At 72.6% G+C, this 23930-nt stretch carries 16 protein-coding genes; 7 read left to right on the plus strand and 9 right to left on the minus strand.

Annotated elements, in window-relative coordinates; all coding sequences use genetic code 11:
• Positions 1–22: 22 nt before the first annotated feature.
• Together E1262_RS18055 and E1262_RS18060 are read left to right on the plus strand one after the other, a co-directional pair.
• Complete coding sequence (locus tag E1262_RS18055) at positions 23–2719, plus strand: carboxypeptidase regulatory-like domain-containing protein (RefSeq protein ID WP_162605972.1); 2697 nt, start codon at positions 23–25, stop codon at positions 2717–2719.
• A 143-nt stretch (positions 2720–2862) separates the two neighbouring features.
• Positions 2863–5226, plus strand: a complete 2364-nt coding sequence (locus tag E1262_RS18060) for a glycoside hydrolase family 84 protein (RefSeq protein ID WP_132104531.1) — start codon at positions 2863–2865, stop codon at positions 5224–5226.
• A 205-nt stretch (positions 5227–5431) separates the two neighbouring features.
• Here E1262_RS18060 and E1262_RS18065 read toward each other — a convergent pair whose 3' ends face one another.
• The 7 genes from E1262_RS18065 to E1262_RS18095 form a co-directional block, all read right to left on the minus strand.
• Positions 5432–6901: a Gfo/Idh/MocA family protein gene (locus E1262_RS18065; protein ID WP_203453986.1), complete on the minus strand. Its 1470-nt coding sequence runs from the start codon at positions 6899–6901 to the stop codon at positions 5432–5434.
• Between the two features lie 50 nt (positions 6902–6951).
• Entirely contained in the window at positions 6952–10083 is a 3132-nt protein-coding gene (locus tag E1262_RS18070; protein ID WP_203453987.1) for an alpha-N-acetylglucosaminidase, read from the minus strand.
• A 5-nt stretch (positions 10084–10088) separates the two neighbouring features.
• Positions 10089–12098: a family 20 glycosylhydrolase gene (locus E1262_RS18075; protein WP_132104533.1), complete on the minus strand. Its 2010-nt coding sequence runs from the start codon at positions 12096–12098 to the stop codon at positions 10089–10091.
• 82 nt (positions 12099–12180) lie between these two features.
• Complete coding sequence (locus E1262_RS18080; protein WP_132104534.1) at positions 12181–13017, minus strand: class II fructose-bisphosphate aldolase; 837 nt, start codon at positions 13015–13017, stop codon at positions 12181–12183.
• A complete protein-coding gene (locus E1262_RS18085; protein WP_132104535.1) occupies positions 13014–13931 on the minus strand; it encodes a 1-phosphofructokinase family hexose kinase in 918 nt (305 codons plus the stop codon). The genes E1262_RS18080 and E1262_RS18085 overlap by 4 nt, the downstream gene beginning before the upstream one ends.
• Entirely contained in the window at positions 13928–14824 is an 897-nt protein-coding gene (locus tag E1262_RS18090; protein WP_203453988.1) for an ROK family protein, read from the minus strand. The genes E1262_RS18085 and E1262_RS18090 overlap by 4 nt, the downstream gene beginning before the upstream one ends.
• Position 14825: 1 nt before the next feature.
• Positions 14826–15722, minus strand: a complete 897-nt coding sequence (locus tag E1262_RS18095) for an SIS domain-containing protein (protein WP_132104536.1) — start codon at positions 15720–15722, stop codon at positions 14826–14828.
• Positions 15723–15964: 242 nt separating this feature from the next.
• Between E1262_RS18095 and E1262_RS18100 the strand changes: the two genes are divergently transcribed.
• The 4 genes from E1262_RS18100 to E1262_RS18115 all read left to right on the plus strand — a co-directional run bounded on the left by E1262_RS18100 (position 15965) and on the right by E1262_RS18115 (position 19929).
• A complete protein-coding gene (locus E1262_RS18100; protein ID WP_132104537.1) occupies positions 15965–17215 on the plus strand; it encodes an extracellular solute-binding protein in 1251 nt (416 codons plus the stop codon).
• Positions 17212–18171, plus strand: coding sequence for a carbohydrate ABC transporter permease (locus E1262_RS18105; protein WP_132104538.1), 960 nt, complete (start codon positions 17212–17214; stop codon positions 18169–18171). Before E1262_RS18100 ends, E1262_RS18105 begins: the two co-directional genes overlap by 4 nt.
• Before the next feature lie 103 nt (positions 18172–18274).
• Positions 18275–19078 (plus strand): carbohydrate ABC transporter permease, encoded by an 804-nt coding sequence (locus E1262_RS18110; RefSeq protein WP_132104573.1) that lies wholly within the window; start codon positions 18275–18277, stop codon positions 19076–19078.
• A 14-nt stretch (positions 19079–19092) separates the two neighbouring features.
• Positions 19093–19929 carry a DeoR/GlpR family DNA-binding transcription regulator gene (locus E1262_RS18115; protein WP_132104539.1) on the plus strand — a complete coding sequence of 279 codons (837 nt, stop codon included), beginning with the start codon at positions 19093–19095 and terminating at the stop codon, positions 19927–19929.
• Positions 19930–19943: 14 nt separating this feature from the next.
• Here E1262_RS18115 and E1262_RS18120 read toward each other — a convergent pair whose 3' ends face one another.
• Both E1262_RS18120 and E1262_RS18125 read right to left on the minus strand, forming a co-directional pair.
• Positions 19944–21575, minus strand: a complete 1632-nt coding sequence (locus E1262_RS18120; RefSeq protein WP_132104540.1) for an LCP family glycopolymer transferase — start codon at positions 21573–21575, stop codon at positions 19944–19946.
• A 149-nt stretch (positions 21576–21724) separates the two neighbouring features.
• The gene (locus E1262_RS18125; RefSeq protein ID WP_132104574.1) at positions 21725–22231 is read right to left on the minus strand and encodes a GNAT family N-acetyltransferase; all 507 of its coding nucleotides are present in this window, start codon (positions 22229–22231) and stop codon (positions 21725–21727) included.
• A gap of 36 nt (positions 22232–22267) precedes the next feature.
• Here E1262_RS18125 and E1262_RS18130 point away from each other — a divergent pair, with 36 nt between their 5' ends.
• Entirely contained in the window at positions 22268–23914 is a 1647-nt protein-coding gene (locus E1262_RS18130) for a DNA repair helicase XPB (RefSeq protein ID WP_132104541.1), read from the plus strand.
• Positions 23915–23930 lie beyond the last annotated feature (16 nt).

Genomic DNA, 23930 nt, shown 5'->3' on the forward strand with positions numbered 1-23930 from the left:
GCGTGATCGACAGGGAGCACCGATGAACCGACGTCGAGGCAGTGTCGCGGCTGTGGTCTCGGTCGCGCTCACCGCCGCGGGCCTGGTCGCAGCGGCGCCCGCGGCCGGCGCGGACACCGTCACCCTGACCGGGACGGTGCGCGACAGCTCGGGGCAGGGCTGGCCGCTGTGGGCGGACGTCACGGCCGCCGGTGTCACGGCCGTGACCGACCCGGTGACCGGCGCGTTCTCGCTGGAGCTGCCGCCCGGGTCGCACTCCGCGACGGTGACCAGCCGGTATCCGGGCTATCCGGGGGCCACGGTCGAGCTGTCCGGCGAGGGGCAGGAGATCACGCTCGAGGTCGATCCGGTGCGCTGCTTCGCACCCGGCTACGCGCTGGTCTCCGACGGCGTCGCCGCGAGCTTCGACGACGGGCTGCCGGCCGGGTGGACCGTCACCGACGAGATCGGCGCCGCGGAGGAGTGGCGGTTCGACGACCCCGGTGAGCGCGGCAACCTGACCGGCGGCCGGTCCGGGTTCGCGATCGTCGACGGTGAGTTCTACGGTTACGTCACCCGGCAGGACACGTCGCTGGTGACCCCGGTGCTCGACCTGACCGGCGTGGCCGAGCCGGCGATCGGCTTCGCGCACCACTTCGACACCTGGGTCTGGGACGAGCCGGGTGGCATCGCCGACGTCGACCTGTCGCTCGACGGCGGTGCGACCTGGGAGACGGTCTGGCACCGGGTCGAGCCGGTGTACGGGCCGGCGACCGAGTCGGTCCCGATCCCGCAGGCGGCCGGGCGCTCGGACGTGCGGGTGCGGTTCCGGTACCACGAGGGTCCGTACACGGCGGCCAACGGCTGGCAGCTCGACGATGTGTTCGTCGGGAACCGTAGCTGCGACCCGGTGGACGGCGGGCTGCTCGCCGGGCACGTGACGGACGGCAACACCGGCGCGCCCGTGGCCGGCTCGGTCGTGACGACCGCCTCCGGCGCGGCGAGCGCGACGACCGATGGCGCCGGCTTCTACTGGATGTTCGTCCCCGTCACGGCCTCGCACGAGGTGACCGCGACCCGGCTGCAGTACCAGGACAGCACCCGCTCGGTGCAGATCGCGGCCGCCACGACCGCGACGGCGGACTTCTCACTGGGTGCGGGGATGCTGACGACCAGCGTCTCGTCGGTGTCGTCGGCGGGCGACCTGGGCGGGAGCGAGTCCGCGACGGTCACTGTCACCAACGAGGGCACCGCGCCGGCCACGGTCGTGCTGGCCGAGCGGCCGGTCTCGTTCGTCCCGAACACAGAGGGGCACCCACGGACGACGGGGTCGGCCACCGCCGCGCTCGCCTCCGACACCGGGTCGGCGGTCTGGCAGGCGCTGCCGGACTACCCGATCAACATCGTCGACAACGTCGCCGGCCTGCACGGGGGCCGCATCTACTCCGTCGGCGGCGAATCCGCGTTCGACTACGCGACCACGCGCGGGTTCGTCCTCGACCCGGCGTCGGGCGAGGGCTGGGTGCCGCTGCCGGCGATGCCGCACGGCCGCGGCGCACCTGCCGGCGAGTTCGTGAACGGGAAGTTCTACGTGACCGGCGGGCGCGAGCCCGGCATCTACGAGAACGGCATCTCTCCCGGCACCGACGTGTACGACCCGGCCACGAACAGCTGGACCACTGAGCCGGGCGCGCCGATCCCCGTCATGCTGGCCGGCAGCTTCGTGCTCGACGGGATGATGTACGTCGTCGGCGGCTGCTTCAGCGACGAGGACTCCGACTGCGGCACCGACGACGTGTTCCGCTACGACCCGGTGGCTCGCGAATGGGAGCAGGTCGCCGACTATCCCGAGCCGATCGCCGAGCCGGCCTGCGGCGCCATCGAGGCCAAGGGCTACTGCGCCGGCGGCCTGTACCAGCGGGGACCGACCAAGACGGCCACCTACGCCTACGACCCGAAGATGGACACGTGGACCGCGGTGGCGCCGCTGCCGATGGAGCTGTCCGGCGCCGCGCACACCGTCGCCGACGGTCGCCTGCTGCTGTCGGGTGGGGTCAGCGGCGGCCGCTACCACGATTCCACCAAGCGCGGGTTCGCCTACGACCCCGTCGCCGACGTGTGGTCGGAGCTGCCGGCGGCGGCCAACGCGCTGGCCCGCGGCGGCAGCACATGCGGCTTCCACCGCATCGGCGGCGGCAATGCCGGCTACGCCGGACGGCCGTTCAGCGAGACGCTGCCCGGGTACACCGACTGCGGCAGCGACCGCGACGCGTCCTGGCTGTCGCTGGCGGCCGGGACCACGACGCTGGCGCCGGGCGAGAGCACGGAGGTCGTCGTGTCGCTCACCGGAGCGGCCGGTGACGGGCCCGGGTCCTACACCGGCGCGATCCTGGTCCGCGGCGACGACACCCCCTACGACCAGCGCGAGGTCCAGGTCGCCTTCGACGCCGTCGCCCCGCGCACCTGGGGCGCCGTGGCGGGCACGCTCTCCGGCCTGGCCTGCGACGGCTCGACGGTGCCGCTGGCGGACATGGACGTCTGGATCGACGGCCGCGACGAGTCGCACACCCTGCGCACCGACGCGGCCGGCCGGTACGTCCTCTGGCTCCCGGTGAAGCAGAACCCGCTACGCGTCGTCACCGGGGACGACACCTGGATCCCGCGGACGGTGACGGCCCGGGTCGCGCCTGGAAAGGTGACCGACCTCGACCTCACCCTCCGCCACGTCGCCTGCCCCTGATCGGCCGCTGGCCGCGGATGCCACCGATCGGCCGGAACATACCGGTCTTGACAGGGCGAATCCGGCGGACCATCGTCATCTGCACATTGCTTGGACGTGAACGAGCCCCGTCTAATTCGCGCCAGATCGTGCAGGAGTCGCCCATGGCATCCGACGTTCGCCTCGTCGCTTCCACCGCCGTCGCCGCCGTCCTCCTCCCGCTCGCCGCCGCCGGTCCGGCGCCCGCGGCGCCGGAGGCCGTCACCGTTCCCGTCGTCTCACCGACGCCCCAGCAGATCGACCGGATCGGCGCCGACGTCGTCGTGCCGGGACGGGTGGAGGTCGTGGCGACGGACGACACCGACGCTGCCGCGCTCGACCTGCTGGTCGAGCTGCTGAAGGACAACGGCGCCGGCCGGGTGGACGTCGTCACGGAGCCGCAGGGACGGACGCCGCTCACGGTGCACCTCGGGCCGGCCGCGCGCGCGGACGTCGCCGGCGCGCTCGGTGACACCGAGGTGCCGGCGCACGCCGAGGGGTATGCCCTGCGTGTCGACCGCGCCGTGGGCCGGCTGGGCACCGTGACGCTCGGTGGCACGGACCCGGCCGGGCAGTTCTACGCGGTCCAGACGCTGGGGCAACTGATGGTGCGCACCGACGACGGAGACCACCGCATCGCCGGCGTGGAGGTCACCGACTTCCCCGCGATGCCGCTGCGCGGGACCATCGAGGGCTTCTACGGCGCGCCGTGGACGCACGCGGACCGGCTCGACCAGCTGGCGTTCTACGGGCGAGTGAAGGCCAACACCTACATCTACGCCCCCAAGGACGACCCCTACCACCGGGAGCGCTGGCGCGAGCCGTACCCGCCCGACAAGGCGGCGGAGCTGGCCGAGCTGGCCGCCGCCGCGACCGGCCACCACGTCCGGTTCACGTTCGCGCTCTCGCCGGGCAACACGATCTGCTACTCCGGCGCCGCCGACCGCGGCGCCCTGCTGGCCAAGTTCGACGCCATGTACGACCTCGGCGTGCGGGCGTTCTCAATCCCGCTTGACGACATCGCGCTGCAGTTCAACTGCGACGAGGACCGGCAGCGCTACGGCACCCCGAGCCAGGCGAGCGTCGGCCGGGCGCAGGCGGAGCTGCTCACGTTCGTCCAGCAGGAGTTCGTCGCCGCCCGTGACGGCGTCCAGCCGCTGCAGACCGTGCCCACACAGTACGGCGACCTGACCGAGACACCGTACAAGCAGGCCTGGCGCACGTACCTCGACCCGGCCGTCGTGGTGATGTGGACGGGCACGGACGTGGTGCCGCCGAGCATCACCGTCGAGCAGGCCGAGCAGGCATCGTCGCTGTTCGGGCGGGACGTGTTCGTCTGGGACAACTATCCGGTCAACGACTACGGAAACACCCGCGGCCGGCTGCTGCTCGCGCCGTACGACAAGCGCGAGCCCGGTCTCTCCGACCACCTGGCCGGCATCGTGTCGAACCCGATGAACCAGGCGGCGGCCAGCAAGATCGCGATCTTCGGCTTCGCCGACTTCACCTGGAACGACCGCGGCTACGACGCGCAGCGGTCGTGGCGCCAGGCGATGCGGCTGCTGGCCGGCGGCGATGCCGAGGCAGCCGGCGCCCTGGAGGTCTTCGCCGACCTCAACCACCTCGCGCCGAGCTTCGGGGCGCCGTGGCAGCCGCAGGCCCCGGCGCTGGCCGCCGACATCGCCGCGTTCTGGGAGGTCTTCGCCGACGGCGACCCGGCGGCGGCCGTGACGGGACTACGTCCCCGCGCCGACGCGATCACCGGCGCGCCGGGCGCCATCCGGGCCGCCGTCGACCCGCGGTTCGTCGACGAGGCGGCGCCGTGGCTCGACGCGGCCGTCCTGTGGGGCCGGGCCGCGCAGCGGATGCTCGATGCCGTCCAGGCCCGCGTCGTCGACGACGACGCGGCCGCCGAGCAGGCGCTGGCGGAGTCGCGGGACCTGGCCGAGCTGGCCGGCGCCGTCGTCGTCGAGCCGCCGCGCAACACCTGGGGCCGGGCGCCGGTGCGCATCGCCGACGGCGTCCTCGACACCTTCCTGGTGGAGCTCGGGCTGCGGGTCGAGCTGTGGGACACCATCGGCGACGCCCGCAACCTCGCGCCCGACGGTGTCGCCACCGCGTCCAGTGTGGAGCAGAACCTCGACCGGCTGGCGGCGCGGCACGTCAACGACGGCGACTCGGGGACCCGCTGGGCCTCGGGCTACAGCGACGACGAGTGGGTCCAGGTCGAGCTGCCGACGCCGGCCGACATCGTGGCCGTGACGGTGTCGTGGGAGGCCGCATGTGCGACCGCGTACCGGCTGGAGGCGTCGGTGGACGGGACCACCTTCGCGCCGCTCGCGGAGGTCACCGACTCCACCTGCGGTCTCGACGTTCTCCGCGTCGACACTCCCGAGCCGGTGCGGTTCGTCCGCATCCAGGGCGTCGACCGGGCGACCTCGTGGGGCTACTCCATCTGGGAGCTCGGCATTTACGGCACGGCCCCCTGACCGCCCGCCGCCGGGAGGAACTTTCTACCCGCCAGGGCGAGGACGACTCGCACCCGACGAACCCCCAACAGATCACGGGAGAACCATGATCATGAGCAAGTTCCTACCGTTCTGGCGACAGTAACCCGCTCTTGATCATGGTTCTGGGCGGGGTGCGCGGGACCGGCATCCCGCGCAACCCGCCGCCAGCCGAAGGCGCGAGCCGTCAGCCGTCCAGCCAGGGGTCCTCGGGCCGCTCACGATCGAAGGTGGGCCGCGGGTCTTCCCAGTAGCCGCGGGTGAAGTCGGGCACCCGCACCGAGGTGATGCTGCCGCCCTTCATCGACTCGTGGCTGAGCGGGATGACCGAGCACCAGGCCGCCGAGTCGTAGACGTCGATGTCGGGGGTCATGCCCAGGCGCATCAGCTGCACCAGGCGGAAGATCGCGATGAAGTCACCGCCGCCGTGGCCGCCGTACTGGTCGGCGAGGTCCTCCAGTGCCGGCCAGAGCCAGTGGTCGTGCTGGGCCGTGATCGCGTTGAACTCCGCTCCGGTCCGCCAGGTGTGGTTCGTGTGCCCGAGCGACTCCAGGTAGATGCGGCCGTTGTCCAGCTCGACGACGCCGCTGCTGCCGGTGAGCGTGGTCTCGCGGCTGTACGGGTGCGGCGAGTTGACGTCGTGCTCGACCCGGATCATCCGGCCGTTCGCGGTCTTGATCAGTGCCGTGTGGCGGTCGCCGGAGATGTACTCGTCGTCCTGCCAGGAGGAATGGTCGGGGCCGACCCGCGGGTCGTTCTCACGGAACAGGGCGAGGTTCATCGGCGGGGTGGCGACGGCGACCAGCTCGGCGAAGCGGTCGCCGCGGTTGACGCCCAGGGCCGCGGAGACCGGGCCGAGGCCGTGCATCGGGTAGTGCAGCGCGTTCATCCGGGTCTGCCAGCGCCGCCGCCAGTACTCCGGGTGGTACGCCCCGCCGAAGAGGTACGGCCAGCGCAGGTCGTGCACGTACCCGCCGGACGCGTGCTGCAGCTCGCCGAACAGGCCGGCCTTGGCCATGTTGAAGATCCGCAGCTCGGGCCGGAAGTAATTGACGTTCTCGAGCAGCATGCAGTGCTTGCCGGTGCGCTCCGACGTGCGCACGAGGTCCCAGATCTCGTCCAGGTGCGGCGAGATCGGCAACTCGACTGCGACGTGCTTGCCGTGCTCCATGGCGGCCTTGGCCTGCGGATAGTGCCACTCCCACGGCGTCGCGACGTAGATCAGGTCGATGTCGTCGCGGCGGACGAGGTTGAGGAAGTCCTCCTCGCCGTTGGAGTAGCCGACCGGTTCCGTGTCCTGGAAGCCCTGCGCCATGATGCGCCCGATGGTGCGGTTGACGCGCTCCGGCCGGATGTCGCAGACGGCGGTGACGGCCGAGACGGCGCCCCAGCGGACGTCCTGGCCGCCGCCGCGCTCGCCGAGCCCGATGAGGCCCACGCGGACCTGGTCGAAGCCTTCGAACGGCACCTCGGCCATGGACCGCTCACGCCCCTTGACGCGCGGCGGCTCGCGGCGGGTGTCCTCGGCGCCGGCCGCGACGTCGGCGGCGGCCGCCGCTCCGGCGCCGATCCCGCCGAGTCCGGCGGCCGCGCCCAGCGCGGCACCGGTCCTGATGACGTCACGACGAGAGGGTCGATACCTGTGCGGAAGGGCCACGCCCATCACTCCTCTGATCGAATCTGCACTTTTCAATTCAGTACCGAGCATTATCGAGCGCTGCCAGCATCGCCCACAAGGGGTGAAACCGACTCGATCCGGAACCCGTCGAACTCGACCATTCCGGTGGCACCGCTGACCACGTTCACGGCGCTCATGAACACCCCGACGTCGACGGCTGCATCGGCGGGCAGCGCCGCGGAGCCGACCCGGGTCCACGTCAGGCCGTCGGCGCTGCACTCACCGACGAACGACGAGCCGCTCCGGGTCAGGCGCACGTGCACCGGCGCGGCGAACGACGGCGCCTGGCTGACCGAGTCCAGGCGGCCGTCCCCGTTCGCGTCCCACGAGAAGACGCAGCCGTTGCCGGGCGTGACGGCGACGTTGGCGTACCCGGCCGAGCCCTGGACGGCGAGATCGTCGCGGGCGATCAGTCCGGCCCGGGCCCACGGCCAGGTCGGGTCCTGTGCGACGACGGTCGTGGTCACGGACGTGCTGTCGGTCAGCGCGTCTTCCCGGTAGACGGTGCCGAACTCGTTCGTCCCGCCCCACAGGTCGCCGCCACCACCGACGATCGCGAACCGGTCGCCGCGCTGCCCGAACGTCGCGTCGTTGAACGAGACCGACGCGTACGGCGGCTCGACACTGTCGTCGGTGAGCAGGCGCACCGATCCGGCCACCGGCGCCGCCGGGACGCCGTCCGCCGTCACCCGCACCGGCAGCCGGACCACCAGATCGGCGGGCGGCGCGGTCACCGCGACGTCGACCTCCAGCCGCGCCGACCCGGCGGGCGGCAGCGACGGCACCGTGCCGCCGCCGACCGGCGTCGCCGTCAGCCCGTCCGGCGTCACGACCTCGACGGCGACGTCCGTCGCGGCGGTGAACTCGTTCGGGTTGGTCACCGTCACGGTCACCCGCGCCGGCGTCTCTGTGGTCACGACCGGCCGGTCGGCCTCGGCGGACGCGGTCAGCGCGAGCGGGTGCTCCGTCAGATGCGCGAGCACGCGCCCGGCGACCTCGTGCACGTCCCCTGACGGCGCCACCGGTAGCCGGTCGGTGCGCGCCGCCCATGCGGCGCCGAACTCGTACCAGTCGATCGGCTCCGGCGCCCGGTCCTCGGCCAGCGCCGCCTCGAGATCGTCGAAGTACGCGCGCCACCGCGGCGCGTAGTACGTCGACACGAGCCCGGACCACTCGCGGTTCGCGTAGTCCGTCAGCCCGGCCGCCGCACCCGCCCGCGTCCCCCACACGCTGAGCAGCGTCCGCGCGTCGTGCTCCAGCCGGTCCGCCTCCGCCGGGTCGGCGCCCCACGACCGGGCATCGGCCAGCCAGCGTCCGAGCAGCCAGTGCGGATTGGTCGCGGCCACCTCGTCGACCAGCTCCAGCAGCGTCATCCACTCGCCGGTCAGCGCGCGGAACCGGTCGAGGTCGCCGGCCTCGTAGGCGGCCCGGATCGCCGGCAGCAGCAGCCGGCTCCGGTTCGCCAGCGCCTGCCGCGCGACATCGGCCAAGTCGTACGCGTACGCCGACGACGACCGCAGCTCCGGCGCCACGTCGAGCAGCGCCGGCAGCGCGGCCGCGAACGCCGCCGCGTTGTAACGCAGCGCGCTCGGCGACCACTCGGCAGCACGATCGGCGGTCAGGCTCGGCTCGGCCGCGAACAGCCCGTCCTGCGCCTCCGACCAGTCGCCGGACGGCAGCGCGTACGCGGTCCGGCCCAGCGTCCGCCACGCCGCCCGCGCGGACGGGTCCGACCCGCCGTAGCGGCGGTCGGCCCAGTCGGTGAACCAGGCGTCGAGGTCGACCGGGCCGTCGCGCCAGGCCAGCGACGTGAGTAGGTCCAGCGCGGCGGGGTTGTTGGCGCCGGCCTCAGGCAGCACAGCGATGCCGTCGAGGGCACTGCCAGGGCGGTCACGCCAGGCGAAGAACCGTTCGTTCCAGACACCGGCGTTGGCGCCCATCGTGGTGTGCCCGCCGAAGTTCCAGATCGAGCCGAACGCGTACGGCGTGCCCTGCCAGGACGCCTCGCGGTCCAGCCCGTCGTAGCGGTCGGACAGCCCGTCGACGATCAGCATCCGGGACCGGTCGACGGCGGCCAGCGTCTCGGGCCGCGGATTGTTCTGCCAGCCGAGGATCGCCCAGATCGCACCCGGCCGGGCGGCCTGCAACGCGTCCTCGACCGCCACGCTGGCCGCCGCCACGTCGACGTCGCCGGCGGTGCCACCCTCGTGCAGCAGGTCCATCTTGTACATCGCGGAGTCGCCGAACCGGGCCCGCGAGCTGCGGTAGAACTCCGCGGCGACGCGCGGGAAGTGCACGCCGGTCGGGTCCAGCCAGCCCGGCCGCTCGAACCCGACCCAGTCGCCCTGCGGCACCACGTGCGCTCCGGGGTTGCGGGCCGCGAACCCGGCCGGGACGGTGCCGAAGTAGCCCGGCAGCACCGGCGTCATGCCCAGCTCCCGCAGCCGGTCGGCGATCCGCCGCCCCAGCTCGGCCCGCTCCTCGATCAACGACGACGACACCGGACTCGGGAAGCAGCACATGTTCTGCAGCAGCCACCACGGCTGGTGCGCCGGCGGCGGGATCCAGGCGCGCAGCTCGTCGGCGGTGTAGCCGAACCGCTGGAACGTGTCGTAGTAGACCGCCTCCGCGCCCACCGGCACGAACACCTCGTTGACCCCGTGCAGTGCGAGCACGTCGATCAGCCGTTCCCAATCGGCCCAGTCCCGGTACGGCCCGGTGTAGCCGTCGTCGGTGTCGTTGAGCGCGAAGCGGTGCGTGACGGTGGCCGGCCGGACGAGCTCGCGGTCCGGCAGCGGCAGCCGGGCGGGGAGGTCCAGCTGCTCGCCGGTCCACGAGACGTTCGCGCCGGCGAACTCCCCGAGGTAGGCGTTCAGGCCGGTCAGGAGTACGGCCGGGCTGGTGCCGCCGATCTCGACCCGGCCGTTCCGGGCGGCGATCCGGTAGTGGTCGCCGCCGGGACCGGGCTCCTCGGCGACGAACCGGATGCGCCGGGCGTGGTCGGGCAGCAGCCGCCGGGCCGCCTCGACCGCCGGTCGCGCGCTCCAGCCGGCCTCCTCGTACGCGGCCGGCTCCGCGCTCGCGACCGGTCCGGCGGCGGCCGGCAGCGCTGCCGCCAGTGTCGCCGTCACCAGGGCGAGCGCCACGATGATGCGCCGCACCCGGCTCACCGGGCCCGGACGACGTCGAATTCGGCCACAGCCGCGAACCGGTTGCTGACGCCGTACTCCGACAGCACCCGCAGCGCGACGTGCCGCGCCTCGGTGGCGGCGAACGGGACGATGAACTCGGTCCGGTCCTCGGCGAACGTGCCGCTCGCGACCGTCCGCCAGTCCGACCCGTCGGCCGACACCAGCACCTCGAAGTCGCGGACCTTGCCGTTGACGCCGCCGTCCTGCCGCGGCATGTACCGCACGCCGGCGATCCGCTGCACCGCGCCGAGGTCGACATCGAGCCGGTGCGGCAGCGGTGTGTCGTAGCGGCTGTGCCAGTGCGTGTACGGGTCGTTGTCGACGGCGTTCACGGCCCGGCCGTCCTCGCCGGCGGTCTCCTCGTCCGACGCGGACGCCGTCCAGCCGGCCTGGCTGAGCATCCCGGTGTTCGCGCCGATCTCCGAGGCCAGGTCGGCCGGGTCCGGGGTGCCGACGGGGTTGGCGTCGCCCACGCGGTCGAACCGGTCGAGGAAGGGCCGGACGTCGCCGCCGGGCGCGGCCCAGGTGCGGTCGGCGACGACGGCGAGCGGTCGCCGCGCGAAGTAGTCGACCCAGCCGACCGGCAGCTGCTGCGTCCGGTCGGACCAGCGGGCGACGTGGTAGCCGAGCACGCCGTCGATGTCCCAGAACGGATAGTCGCGGTAGGTCGTGCGCACGTCGAAGAATCCATACGAGCCGGGCGCCGCGCCGAAGCCGGGGCTCACGTAGAGCGGGCCGTCCTGGACGCCGATCGTGCGGTAGCCCTGCGCGACCCGGCCGGCCGGCGGGCTGAGCCACTCGTTGACGACGACGCGCGTGGGCGGATCGATGCTGGTCGGCTGCTGGAAGTCCCACCACTGCCACAGCTGGGTGGTCTTGCCGGCGGCGTAAACCATCTCGTCGAGCTCGGTGATGTACTCGACCAGCACGTCGCCGACGTACGGGTAGCCGCGTTCGTGCTGGTAGGCGGCCAGCTCCGGGCAGGCCTCCTGCGCCGGCCGCAGCGGGACCTCGTCGGTGCCGATGTGCAGGTACGGGCTGTCGAAGATGGCCGCGACCTCGGCCACGAGCCGGCGGGAGAACTCCCGAGTCGCCGGCTTCGTGTAGTCCAGCGTCCAGCCGCCGCGGTCCGAGCCCTCCCAGCTGTTGTTCGGGCGCGACATGGTCTCGCACTGGAACGCGAGGTCCGGGCGCGCGGCGCTGATCGCGGCGGCGTGTCCGGGCAGATCGATCTCCGGGACGATCGTGACCCCGTAGGTCGCCGCGTACGCCTCGAGGTCTCGCAGCTCGGCCTTGGTGTAGTGCTGCGGCGAGACGATCTCCGGGTAGAGCTCGCTCTCGACCCGGAACCCGTTCCAGTCGGACAGGTGCAGGTGGAACGTGTTGAGTTTGAACCACGCCTGCTGCCGGATCTGCTGCTTGAGGTAGTCGACCGGGAAGTACTTGCGGCCGACGTCGAGCATCTGGCCGCGGTCGGCGAACGTCGGCCAGTCGACGGCGGTGCCGCGAGCCACCATCCCCGCGGCGTCGGAGGTCCGCAGCGCCTGCAGCAGCGTCCGAGTGCCGTAGAACGCGCCGTCGCGGGCGCCAGCGGCGATGGTGACCGTCTCGCCGACCTCGAGCCGGTAGCCCTCGTCGCCGACGTCGCCCGCCAGGCCGGCGTCGAGGTCGAGCCGGATGTCGTGCGGCCGCGCCGGTGCGCTGACGATCCGGGGCCGCGGTATGCCCTCCTGCTCGGCCAGCTCGTCGGCGAGCAGCCGCGCCAGCGGGTGCAGTTCGCGGCTGTCGCGCGGGTCGACGACGATGCGCGAGCCGGGCACCAGCTCCCAGCTCCCGGCGCCGCCGGTCCAGTGGCGGATCGCGGGGACGGTGACCGGTGCTGGATTTCCAGGCTCAGCGGGGGCGGGTGCCGCGCTCACCAGGAGGCCGGCGAGCGGGCCGAGGACGGCGGCGGACAGGACGAGGCGCGCTGGACGGGGAACCATCGGCTACTCCTGACGATCGATTCTGATCGAATTGACGGGAGAATAGCCAGATTCACGCACAAAGCCAAGAGTCGTCCGGTCGTCAGGCGGCGAGCAGCACCCCGAGCAGCCGTGCGGTCTCGGCCGCCAGCGCGTCGCGGCCGGCGGCGATGTAGCGGCGCGGGTCGACCAGCCCCGGGTCGCCGGCCAGCCGGTCGCGGACCGCGGCCGTGAACACCGCGTTGAGGTGGGTGGCGATGTTGACCTTCGTCATCCCGGCGGCGACCGCCTTGGTCAGCTCCGCGTCCGGCACGCCGGACGAGCCGTGCAACACCAGCGGGACCGGCACCGCGGCGCGCAGTTCGGCGATCAGCCCGTGGTCGACGACGGCGTCGCGGGTGCGCATGGCGTGCGACGTGCCGACGGCGACGGCGAGCGCGTCGACGCCGGTCGCGGCCACGAACGCCGCCGCCTCGGCGGGATCGGTGCGGGCGCCGGGCGCGTGCACGCCGTCCTTGCCGCCTACCTCGCCCAGCTCGGCCTCGACGGCGACGCCACGGGCGTGACAGTGCTCGACGACCGCGCGGGTGGCCGCGACGTTCTCCTCGTACGGCAGCGCCGACGCGTCGAACATGACGCTGCCGATACCCAGCTCGACCGCCTCGTGCACGAGCGCTGGATCTTCGGCATGGTCCAGGTGCACGACGACGGGAACGGACGCCGCCCGGGCGACCGCCAGCGTCGCGGCGGCGATCGGCGCGAGGGCACCGTGGTAGCGCACGCAGTTCTGGCTGAGCTGGAGCACGACGGGCGTGCCGGCCCGCTCCGCGCCGGCGACCAGCCCCTCGGCGTGCTCGAGCAGGATCACGTTGAATGCTCCGACGCCGCCGGCACGGGCGGCGGCGGTGTCGAGCAGGGTGGTCATCGAGGTCAGCGTCATCCGACTCGCTCCGCGTGCAGGGTGGGCAGGAACCGTGCGTAGCCGGCGAGGTCGACCTCGCCGGCGGCCGCGGTGAGAACGGCGGCCGCCCCGAGCGCCGCGGCGTCGGCGAGGACGTCCGGCCAGGGCGCGCCGGTCATCAGACCGCGGACGAGCGCGGCGACGGTGGCGTCGCCGGCGCCGGTCGGGTTGCCGCTGAGCCCCGGGACGGCCGCCACCCGCCAGACCTCGTCGCCGGCGAGTCCCAGCAGGCCAGCGGCGCCCTGCGACACGACCACGCGGTCGGCGCCCAGAGTCAGCAGCCGGCGGGCGGCGTCCAGGGTCGCGCCGGGGACGGCGGCGGCGAGCTCCTCGGCGTTCGGCTTGAGCAGCGCCGGGCCGGCTCCGGCGGCGGCCAGCAGGGCCGGCCCGGAGGTGTCGGCGACAGCCGGGACGCCGGCGGCGCGGGCGGCCGCGAGCAGCCGCGGCAGCAGGTCGTCCGGCGCACCGGCGGGCAGGCTGCCGGAGACGACCAGCGCGGCGGCGCCGGCCAGCTCCTCCGTCACCGCCGCGACGACGGCGGACCACTCGGCCTGCGACAGGGGGCGGCCGGGCTCGTTGAGCGCGGTGGCCGCGCCGGAGTCGTCGACGACTGTGACGGTGCGGCGTGTCGCGGCGGCGACCGGCACCGTCCGCACGGGGAGTCCGGCGTCCGCCAGCGCGTCGGCCAACCATCGGCCGCCCGGCCCGCCCAGCGGCGCGACGACGACCGCCGGGACGCCGAGCGCGTGCAGCACGCGGGCCACGTTGACGCCCTTGCCGCCGGGGCGTTCCAGCACGTCGGCCGCCCGATGGCTGGCTCCGGGCGTCAGCTCGGGCACCCGGTAGGTGACGTCGATCGCCGGGTTGGGCGTGACGCAGACGACCCGGCTCACGCGACCAGCTCCCTTGCCAGCAGGCCGGCACCGACGCAGCCGGCGCGGTCGCCCAGCTCGGCGCCGACGAGGCGCGGCGGCCGCTGGAACGTCAGCCGCGCGGCCAGTCGTCCGGCCAGCGGCCGCAGCACCAGTTCGGGCGACTCGCCCATCCCGCCGCCGATGGCCACGACCGACGGCGCCACGACGCCGGTGAGCAGCGACAACCCGTACGCCAGCGCATCCAGCGCGTCGTCCCAGACCGCGACCGCGGCCGGGTCGCCACGGCGGACCAGCTCGGCGACGTCGCGGCTACCGGCGACCGGCGTGCCGGTCGCGGCGGAGTACCGGCGGGCGACGGCGGCGGCCGAGGCGATCGCCTCCAGGCAGCCGTGGCCGCCGCAGGCACACGGAAGGTCGTGGCCGACGTCGACGTGACCGACCTCGCCGGCATATCCGTCGCCGGAGAACACCCGGCCGTCGAGGATCAGCGCCGCCGCGATGCCGGTCCCGACCGGCAGGAACACCGCGTTCCGCGCGCCCCGGCAGGCGCCGGCGCGATGCTCGGCCAGCCCACCCGCACGCACGTCGTGCCCCACCGCGACGGGACAGCCCAGCCGCGACGCGAGCAGGTCGCGCAGCGGCACGTCCCGCCAGCTCAGGTTCCCGGCGCGCACCGCGACCCCGGCGGCGTCGTCGACGATGCCCGGCACGACGACGCCGACGGCGGCCGGCCGCCCGCCGTCACTCAGCCGCCGGACGATCGCCTCGACGGCGTCGAGCACCGGCGCCCCGTCGGACCCGGCCGGCGGCGTAGTGGTCCGGTCGACCGGGCCGAGGCGGCCGTCGGCGCCGAGCACCCCCGCCTTGATCGACGTGCCGCCGACGTCGACGGCGACCACGCGCCCGGCCACGTCAGCCACCCGGCAGGACGACCGAGCGGGTGAGGTGCCGGGGCTGGTCGGCGTCCAGGCCGCGCGCCTCGGCCAGGCCGACCGCGAGCCGCTGCGCCATCACCAGCTGCGCCAGCGGGTCGAGCTCACTGGTCACGAACGTGGCGCCGGTGGCCTCGACGTCGTCGGCCAGCCCGGCCGGCGGTGGACCGAACGACCACACCAGCCGACCCGGCTCGGCGATCGAGATGGGGCCGTGCCGGTAGTCCATGGCGGGGTACGCCTCTGCCCAGAACTGCGCCGACTCGCGCAGCTTCAACGCTGCCTCGTGCGCCAGCCCGACCGTCCAGCCCCGCCCGACGAACGTCGCCTGCTCGATGTCGGTCAGCCCGTCCAGCGGCTCGGCCAGCGCCTTCTCAGCGTCGGCGACCACCGGCCCGAGGTCGTGCCCGAGGTGGGCGCGCAGCAGCGCCAGCACACTGGTCGCAGACCGGGTCTGCACGACCGCTCGCTCGTCGGCGAAGTCGAGGACGACGGCCTCGCCGGCGGCGTCGACGGCCGGGGAGCCGGCGGAGGCCGTGAGCACGACGGTGCGCGGTGCGCGGGCGCCAGCGGACGCGACCGCCGCCAGCAGGCCGAGCACCTCGGTGGTCGTGCCGGACCGGGTGATCGCGACGACGGCGTCGTAGCCGCGGCCGATCGGCGTCTCGGACGCGGGGAACGCGTCGGTCTCACCGAGGCCGGCCTGCTCGCGCAGCGCCGCGTACGCCATGGCCACGAACCACGACGTGCCGCAGCCGACGACGGCGATCCGCTCGCCCGGTGCCGGGAGCACCCGGCGGGCGTCGTCGAGCAGGTCGGCGGCGCGGACCCAGCAGGCCGGCTGACTGGCGATCTCCGCCCTGACGTGTTCGGTCATGGATGTGTGTCCCCTCTCGTGCGGCCGACCCGGCGCCTGCATCATATCGACCGAATCACTCGGCAATCGCTCAAACTCAATCGGCCTCGGTCACATCCGGTCAAAGTCGCGTTCGCGTCGCGGGCTGTTGACATGGTTTGTGACGGCCGCCACGATGGGTATCCGCATCGACAGATTGTGCGCGAAACATGCGTGAAACGCATACAAACAATCATCGCGGTGAGCGGACCTGGAGGGCGGACATGAGACGACTGGTGTCCTTGACGGCGGCAGCGGTGGCGGCTGGACTCACGCTCACGGCGTGCGGGTTCGGCGGCGACGACGGCGGGAGCGGCGGATCGGCCGAGGACGGTGGCTCGACCACCCTCGATCTGCTGGTCCCGCAGTACAGCGATGGGACGACGGCGCTGTGGGAGGAGATCATCGCGTCGTTCGAGGACGCGAACCCCGACGTCACGGTGAATCTCGAGGTGCAGTCGTGGGACAACATCAACGACGTCATCCGCACCAAGGTGCAGGCCGGTGAGGCGCCGGACATCCTGAACATCGACGCGTTCAGCGGGTTCGCCAAGGACGACCTGCTCTACCCGGCCGAGGACGTCGTTTCCGAGGACACGTTCGCCGATTTCCAGGAGTCGTTCATCGAGAACGCCTCGCTGGACGGCACCGTCTACGGCCTGCCGATGATCGCGTCGGCGCGGGCACTGTTCTACAACGAGGACCTGCTCGCCCAGGCCGGTGTCCCCGAGCCGCCGGCCACCTGGGACGACCTACTGGCCGCGGCCACGGCGGTCACAGGCCTGGGCACCGGCGTCTACGGGTACGGGATGCCGCTGGGCAGCGAGGAGGCCCAGGCCGAGACGTCGATCTGGACGTTCGGTGGCGGCGGGTCCTGGACCGACGGCGACGCCATCACCGTCGACACGCCAGAGAACCTGGCGGCGGTGGAGTTCATGAAGCAGCTGATCGACGCCGGCGCCACCCAGCCGGACCCGGGCGCCACCGACCGCACCCCGATGCTGGACGTGTTCATCCAGGGCCAGATCGCCATGGCCGTCGGTCTGCCGCCGACGATCGGGCAGATCGAGGAACGCAGCCCCGACCTCGACTACGGCATCGCGCCGGTCCCGACGCAGGACGGGTCACCGGTGACGCTCGGCGTCGCCGACCACCTGATGGCGTTCCGCAACGACGACGACAAGCAGGACGCGATCCGGGCCTTCCTCGACCACTTCTTCTCCACCGACGTGTACCTGACCTTCGTCGACACTGAGGGGTTCCTGCCCACCACGAAGTCCGGCGCGGAGGGCACCGCCAACGCCGAGCGGTTCGCCGACTTCCTCGCGCTGCTCCCGGACGCGAAGTTCTACCCGAGCACCAACGAGGCGTGGGCGGCCACGCAAGGTGCGCTGCAGAGCCTGGTCGGGCAGATCCAGACCCAGGACGCCGCGAGCGTGTTGCAGCAGATCCAGGCCAGCGCCGACAACGCATGACCACCGACACCCCGACCCGCCCCGACGGCCGCGTGACGCGCCGGCCGCGGGGCGCGCCCTCTCGGCCGCGCCGCGGGTGGTCGCGGTGGGCCGCGACGGCCCGAGCCCTCCCCTGGCTCGGACCGACGCTGGTCCTCATCGCCGGGGTGGTGTTCTTCCCCGCCGGCTACATGGCGTGGACGTCGGTGCGGGACCTGAGCCAGTTCGGTGTCGACAACGGCCCCGCCGGGTTCGACAACTACGCGCGGCTGCTGGAGTTCACCGCGCTGCCGCGAGTCCTGACCAACACCGTCGTGTGGGTGCTCGGCGTGGTCGTGGTGACCGTGCTGATCTCACTCGGGCTGGCGCAGTTCCTGGACAAGGCGTTTCCGGGACGGCGGTTCGTGCGGTTGGCCATCATCGTGCCGTGGGCGGCCAGCGTCGTCATGACCACTACCGTCGTCTACTACGGGCTGGACCCGTTCTACGGCATCATCAACGCCTTCCTCGTCGACGTCGGGCTGCTGGACCAGCCGTACGGGTTCACCCGCAACGCCGTCCCGGCGTTCCTCACCGCCATGGGGATCGCGGTGTTCGTGTCGCTGCCGTTCACCACCTACACGCTGCTCGCAGGCCTGCAGACCATCCCGGGCGACGTGCGCGAGGCCGCCGCCATGGACGGCGCCGGACCGTGGGCGACCTACCGGCGCATCATCCTGCCGCTCCTGCGCCCCGCACTGGCGGTGGCCACCATCATCAACATCATCAACGTGTTCAACTCCCTGCCGATCCTGCAGGTCATCACCGGCTCCATCCCTGGCTACAACGCCGACACCACCACCACGCTGATCTTCAAGTTCATCCGCGCCGACCGGCAGATCGACACCGCGGCCGCGCTGAGCATCGTCAACTTCCTCATCGTGCTCGCGGTGATCCTCGTGTACTTGAAGGTCGTCAAGCCGATGCGGGATGACTAGCCGCATGCCGACCGTGAGATCCCAGGCGGGAGCGAGTCCCACAAGGGAGAGGAAACCAGCCGTGGCTGCTGCCATCCGTACGCGGAGCACCCGGCGGCCGCTGATGGCCGTCGCCGGTGCCGTCATCGCGCTGGTCTTCGTCCTGCCGTACCTGATCATGCTGATCGGGTCGTTCAAATCACGCGCGGAGATCCTGCAGGTCCCGCCGACGTACCTGCCGCAGGAATGGCTGCCGTCGAACTACGTCGACATGTGGTCCACCCCCGAGACGCCACTGCCGTACAACCTTGTGTCGACGATCGTCATCTCGGTCTGCGCCACCCTGGTGGTCCTGGCCGCCGCCGCACCGGCCGCCTACTACACCGCCCGGCACCGCTTCCCCGGCCGGCTGGTGTTCCTGCTGCTCGTGCTGATCACCCAGATGCTCCAGCCGACTGTGCTGGCCACCGGCCTCTTTCGGCAGTTCGTCACCCTCGGCATCAACGACACCTGGCTGGCCATGATCCTGGTCAACGCCGCGTTCAACCTGTCCTTCGCCGTCTGGATCATGCACAGCTTCTTCGCCGCCATTCCCAAGGAACTCGACGAAGCCGCCGCCCTCGACGGCGCCTCCCGGCTGCAGACCCTGCGCAGGGTGACCCTTCCCCTGGTCTGGCCCGGCGTGGTCACCGCGATCACCTTCACGTTCGTCGCCTGCTGGAACGAGTTCGCCGCCAGCCTCGTCATCCTGACGACGGCGGAGAACCAGCCGCTGTCGGTGGCGTTGACCAAGTTCGTCGGCCAGTACGAGTCGGCCTGGCAATACGTCTTCGCCGTCTCGATCGTCGGTATCGTGCCGGTGGTCGTGCTGTTCGCGCTGATCGAGAAGAGACTGGTAGCGGGGTTGACCGCAGGGGCGGTCAAATAAAGGGGGACACCACCATGACCGACCAGCCGGCCGGGGACGCCGGCACCGACCTGGACGGCCAGGTGCCCGACCGCGCCCGGCGCTGGCGGCAGATGCTGGACCTGCTCGCCGAACGCGGCCGGCTCAGCGTCACCGAGACGGCGTCGGCGCTGTCGGTCTCCGAGGCGACCGTCCGCCGCGACTTCACCGAGCTGGCCCGGCAGCAGCTGGTCACGCGTACCCACGGCGGCGTCCTGGCGACGGCGGTCGCCTACGACCTGCCGGCCCGGTACCGCGCGTCGTCGGGCAGCGACCCGAAGGAGCGCATCGCCGCGCTGGCCGCCGACCTCGTCGAGCCCGGCATGGTGGTCGGGTTCAACGGCGGTACGACGACGTCGGCGACGGCGCGCAGGCTGGCCGCGCGCATCGAGCACGGGCCGCACTCCGGCGAGCACGCGCTGACCGTCGTCACCAACGCGCTGAACATCGCGACGGAGATGGTGCTGCGGCCGCACATCCGTACCGTCTCGCTCGGCGGGGTGGCCCGGCCACAGTCCTACGAGATGACCGGGCCGCTGGCCACGCTGGTCCTCAACGAGCTGTGGCTCGACATGCTCTTCCTCGGCATCGACGGGCTGACGGCGGCCGGCGGGGCGGGCTGCCGGCACGTCGGCGAGGCCGGCATCAACGCGCTCATGGTGCAGCGGGCCAGCCGGGTGGTCGTCGTCGGCATCGGCGAGAAGATCGGCCACCGCGCGTTCGCCCGCATCTGCGACGTCGACCAGGTCGACCTGCTGGTCACCGACCCGAGCGCGCCGGAGGACGAGCTGGCCGCCCTGCGCACGGCGGGCGTCGAGGTCCACCTCGTCTGACGCCCCGCCCGGCGTCAGCAGACGTCGTCGACGTCGACGGCGCCGTCGGCCTCGTTCGGCGTCTCCGTGCCGCCCGGCGTCTCACTGTCGCCGGTCGGCTCGTCGGCCGGGGCCTCCTCGTCGGGAGCCTCCTCGGTCGGCTCGTCCGTCGGCTCGTCCGTCGGTTGCTCCGTCGGGTCGTCCGCCGAGGGCTCGGTGGCCTCGCTGGTCGGGCCGTCCGCGTTGTCAGGGTTCTCCGGGCTGGGCGGCGGCGTCTCGGCCGGCGGGTCGAGGGACTGCTGGACGTACTCGCGGATGACGTCGTAGTCGGGGTTGTGGTACTCGATGATGTCGTCGGTGAACGGCAGGCTGCGCAGTCCGCCCGACTCCTGCACCTTCAGTGCCAGTTCGGCGAAGTCGGACAGCCGGTCCTGCGTGATGTCGGTGGACATGGTGTTCTCGGCCGCAGACGCGAGCTGCTGGTAGCGGCGCAGCACCGTCATCGGGTCGGCCTGCTCGGTGATGGCGCCGATGACGCAGCGCTGCCGCCGCATGCGCTCGTAGTCGTCGGAGACCGGGCCGGGGCCGCAGCGGGCACGGGCGAACCAGAGCGCCCGGTAGCCGTCGAGGTGCTGGTTCTCGCCCGGCTCGATCCAGCCCGAGGGCTCGGTGCAGCGGCCGTACTGCTCCTTGGTGCCGATGGGGATGCGGTACGGCACGTCGATGTCGATGCCGCCGAACGCGTCGACGAGGTACTGGAAGCCGCGCAGGTTGACCATGACGTAGTAGTGGATGTCCAGCCCGAGCGCCTCGCCGACGATGAGCTTGACCGCCTCGGCGCCGGGGTCGGGAATGCCCTCGAAGTACTCGGGGAACTCGTGCGGCACGAAGCGGTACACCGCCGACAGCCAGTAGTAGGCGTCCTCCTCGGGCCCCGTCCAGCCCTCGGGGTAGGCCTCGGCCAGCGGGGTGTCCGGCGGCATCGGCAGGTTGAGCAGGTTGCGCGGCAGCGAGAACAGGGCGGTGTCGCCGGTCTCGGTGTTGATGCTGGCGACCATGACGGTGTCGGTGCGGGTCTCCTCCCGGCCCGGTCCGGCGTCGGAGCCGAGGATGAGCACGTTGACGCGCTGCTGGCCGGCCCACGGGTCCTCGTCGGAGCTGTCCGGACGGGTGAGACTGCGGCTGTCGTCGTCGGCGAAGACGTTGCCGATGAAGCCGCGCTGGGTGTACGCGTACCGGCTGCCGATGCTGAGGGGGCTGACCACCAGCGAGGCGACCACGACAACGACGAGCGCGGACAACAGCCGCTGCGGCGCCTTCAGGCCGCGCGGCTGCAGCAGGTACAGGCTGACCAGCGCGGTGACCAGCCAGGCGACGGCGACGGCGGCGAGGCCGGCGGTGACGAGGTTCAGCGTGTCGGTGTCGGTACCGGCGTCGACCAGGCCGGACAGCCCACCGCGCACCGCGTAGACCGCGGCCGCCGCGGCCAGCAGCACGAACACCGCCAGGATGGTCCAGCCCAGCTTCTTCCGGCCCGCCGAGATCAGCCCGGCACCGGGAATCAGGGCGCCGACGCCGACCTGGCGCAGAAAGCGGCGATACTGAGCCGGGCTGACGCCGCTGCGCCGCGCCCGACCTCGTCGGCCGACCGTCTCCTCGCTGCTCATCGATGCCGCCGCCGCGCGCGTGCCCCTACGCGGGCCTGCCTCCTTCACCGGATCGGGACGTGCTGCCGATGGGTCGCCGGACATTGTGCCTCACGTGACGAACTCCCGCGGAGGCACCCGCGTTCCCGGCGTGCCCGGCATGTCCCGATTCACAGCTTCCGGTTCATGAGCACGGAGTCGCGGTCGTCTCCAGGCGCGACCCGGATCGAGCCGGGGTTGCGGCCCACCTCGACGAAGCCGCACGACTCGTAGAACCGCCCCAGCCCGAGTCCGTCGCGGTAGGTGAGGTGCAGGAACTCCAGCCCGTCGGCGCGGGCGAGGTCGGCCAGCCCGTCGAGCAGCGCCCGGCCGGCGCCGCGGCCCTGGAACCGCGGGTGCACCTGCAGCCGGAGGACCGTGGCCCAGTGCCGGAACAACGGCCGGGTGGAGCCGATGACGAAGCCGAACCCGGCTCGCTCGCCGTCGATGCGCAGGACGCCGAGGAACCCCGCGCCGGCCGCCAGCTCCGCGAGGTGCTCGTCCAGCGCGGGCCGTACGTCGTCGGCGCCGACCGGCGGCAGGAACCCGACGGCGCCCCCGGCGTTGCTGACGTCGACCCAGCAGCTCAGCAGCCACGACGCCAGCTCGTCGCCGATCTCGGTGACTCGTTCGACCATTTCGCTCACGCCTCGACCGTACGGGACAATGGCGAGGTGAACGACGGACCCCTGATCGTCCAGAGTGACAAGACCCTGCTCCTCGAGGTCGACCACGACCAAGCCGACGACTGCCGACGCGCCATCGCGCCGTTCGCCGAGCTGGAGCGGGCCCCCGAGCACGTGCACACCTACCGTCTGACCCCGCTCGGCCTGTGGAACGCCCGGGCCGCGGGTCACGACGCCGAGCAGGTCGTCGACACTCTGCTCAGCTACTCCCGCTACCCCGTCCCGCACGCCCTCCTGGTCGACGTCGCCGAGACGATGGCCCGGTACGGCCGGCTGCGGCTGGAGAGCCACCCGGTCCACGGGCTGGTCCTCGTCAGCACCGACCGCGCGGTGCTCGAGGAGGTGCTGCGCTCCAAGCGGGTCGTTCCCCTCGTGGGCGCCCGGCTCGACGCCGACACCGTCGTCGTCCACCCGTCCGAGCGCGGCAACCTCAAGCAGGCGCTGGTCAAGCTCGGCTGGCCGGCCGAAGACAGCGCCGGCTACGTCGACGGCGAGGCGCACCCCATCGCGCTGGCCGAGGACGGCTGGGCGCTGCGGCCGTACCAGCGCGAGGCCACCGACGGCTTCTGGCACGGCGGCTCCGGCGTCGTCGTGCTGCCGTGCGGCGCCGGCAAGACGCTGGTCGGCGCGGCGGCCATGGCCCGGGCCGGCGCCACCACGCTGATCCTGGTGACGAACACCGTCGCGGCCCGGCAGTGGAAGGACGAGCTGGTCAAGCGGACCAGTCTCACCGAGGACGAGATCGGCGAGTACTCCGGCGCGAAGAAGGAGATCCGCCCGGTCACCATCGCGACCTACCAGGTCCTCACCACCCGGCGGAAGGGCGTCTACGCGCACCTCGAGCTGCTCGACGCCCGCGACTGGGGCCTCATCGTGTACGACGAGGTGCACCTGCTGCCGGCGCCGATCTTCCGCATGACGGCCGACCTGCAGGCCCGCCGCCGGCTGGGGCTGACGGCAACGCTGGTGCGCGAGGACGGCCGCGAGGACGACGTCTTCACGCTGATCGGCCCGAAGCGCTACGACGCGCCGTGGAAGGAGATCGAGAACCAGGGCTGGATCGCCCCCGCCGACTGCGTCGAGGTCCGCGTCACCCTGTCAGACGGCGAGCGGCTGGCCTACGCGACCGCCGAGCCCGACGAGCGCTACCGGCTGGCGTCGTGCACCGACGCCAAAACACGCGTCGTCGAAGGCCTGGTGAGGCGGCATGCCGGCGAGCCCACGCTGGTCATCGGCCAGTACATCGAGCAGCTGGACGAGATCGGCGAACGGCTCGGCGCCCCGGTGGTCAAGGGCGAGACGACGGTGCGCGAGCGGCAGCGGCTGTTCGACGGCTTCCGCGCCGGCGAGATCCGCACGCTGGTGGTCAGCAAGGTGGCGAACTTCTCCATCGACCTGCCCGAGGCCAGTGTCGCGATCCAGGTGTCGGGCACGTTCGGCTCGCGGCAGGAGGAAGCGCAGCGGCTCGGCCGTATCCTGCGCCCCAAGTCCGACGGCCGGACGGCGCGGTTCTACTCGGTGATCGTCCGCGACACCGTCGACCAGGACTTCGCCCAGCACCGGCAGCGCTTCCTCGCCGAGCAGGGTTACGCCTACCAGATCGCCGACGCCGAGGACGTCCTCAGCGACGACTGACCCTTGCGCCCGTGAT

It is taken from the genome of Jiangella aurantiaca, assembly GCF_004349105.1.
Classification (GTDB): Bacteria; Actinomycetota; Actinomycetes; order Jiangellales; family Jiangellaceae; genus Jiangella; species Jiangella aurantiaca.

What these genes read in the sequence shown, in the direction of transcription:
- E1262_RS18055 (WP_162605972.1), top strand. Translation starts at nt 23, where the DNA reads ATGAACCGACGTCGAGGCAGTGTCGCGGCTGTGGTCTCGGTCGCGCTC.
- E1262_RS18060 (WP_132104531.1), top strand. Translation starts at nt 2,863, where the DNA reads ATGGCATCCGACGTTCGCCTCGTCGCTTCCACCGCCGTCGCCGCCGTC.
- E1262_RS18075 (WP_132104533.1), bottom strand. Translation starts at nt 12,098, where the DNA reads ATGGTTCCCCGTCCAGCGCGCCTCGTCCTGTCCGCCGCCGTCCTCGGC.
- E1262_RS18080 (WP_132104534.1), bottom strand. Translation starts at nt 13,017, where the DNA reads ATGACGCTGACCTCGATGACCACCCTGCTCGACACCGCCGCCGCCCGT.
- E1262_RS18095 (WP_132104536.1), bottom strand. Translation starts at nt 15,722, where the DNA reads ATGACCGAACACGTCAGGGCGGAGATCGCCAGTCAGCCGGCCTGCTGG.
- E1262_RS18100 (WP_132104537.1), top strand. Translation starts at nt 15,965, where the DNA reads ATGAGACGACTGGTGTCCTTGACGGCGGCAGCGGTGGCGGCTGGACTC.
- E1262_RS18105 (WP_132104538.1), top strand. Translation starts at nt 17,212, where the DNA reads ATGACCACCGACACCCCGACCCGCCCCGACGGCCGCGTGACGCGCCGG.
- E1262_RS18110 (WP_132104573.1), top strand. Translation starts at nt 18,275, where the DNA reads ATGGCCGTCGCCGGTGCCGTCATCGCGCTGGTCTTCGTCCTGCCGTAC.
- E1262_RS18115 (WP_132104539.1), top strand. Translation starts at nt 19,093, where the DNA reads ATGACCGACCAGCCGGCCGGGGACGCCGGCACCGACCTGGACGGCCAG.
- E1262_RS18120 (WP_132104540.1), bottom strand. Translation starts at nt 21,575, where the DNA reads ATGAGCAGCGAGGAGACGGTCGGCCGACGAGGTCGGGCGCGGCGCAGC.
- E1262_RS18125 (WP_132104574.1), bottom strand. Translation starts at nt 22,231, where the DNA reads ATGGTCGAACGAGTCACCGAGATCGGCGACGAGCTGGCGTCGTGGCTG.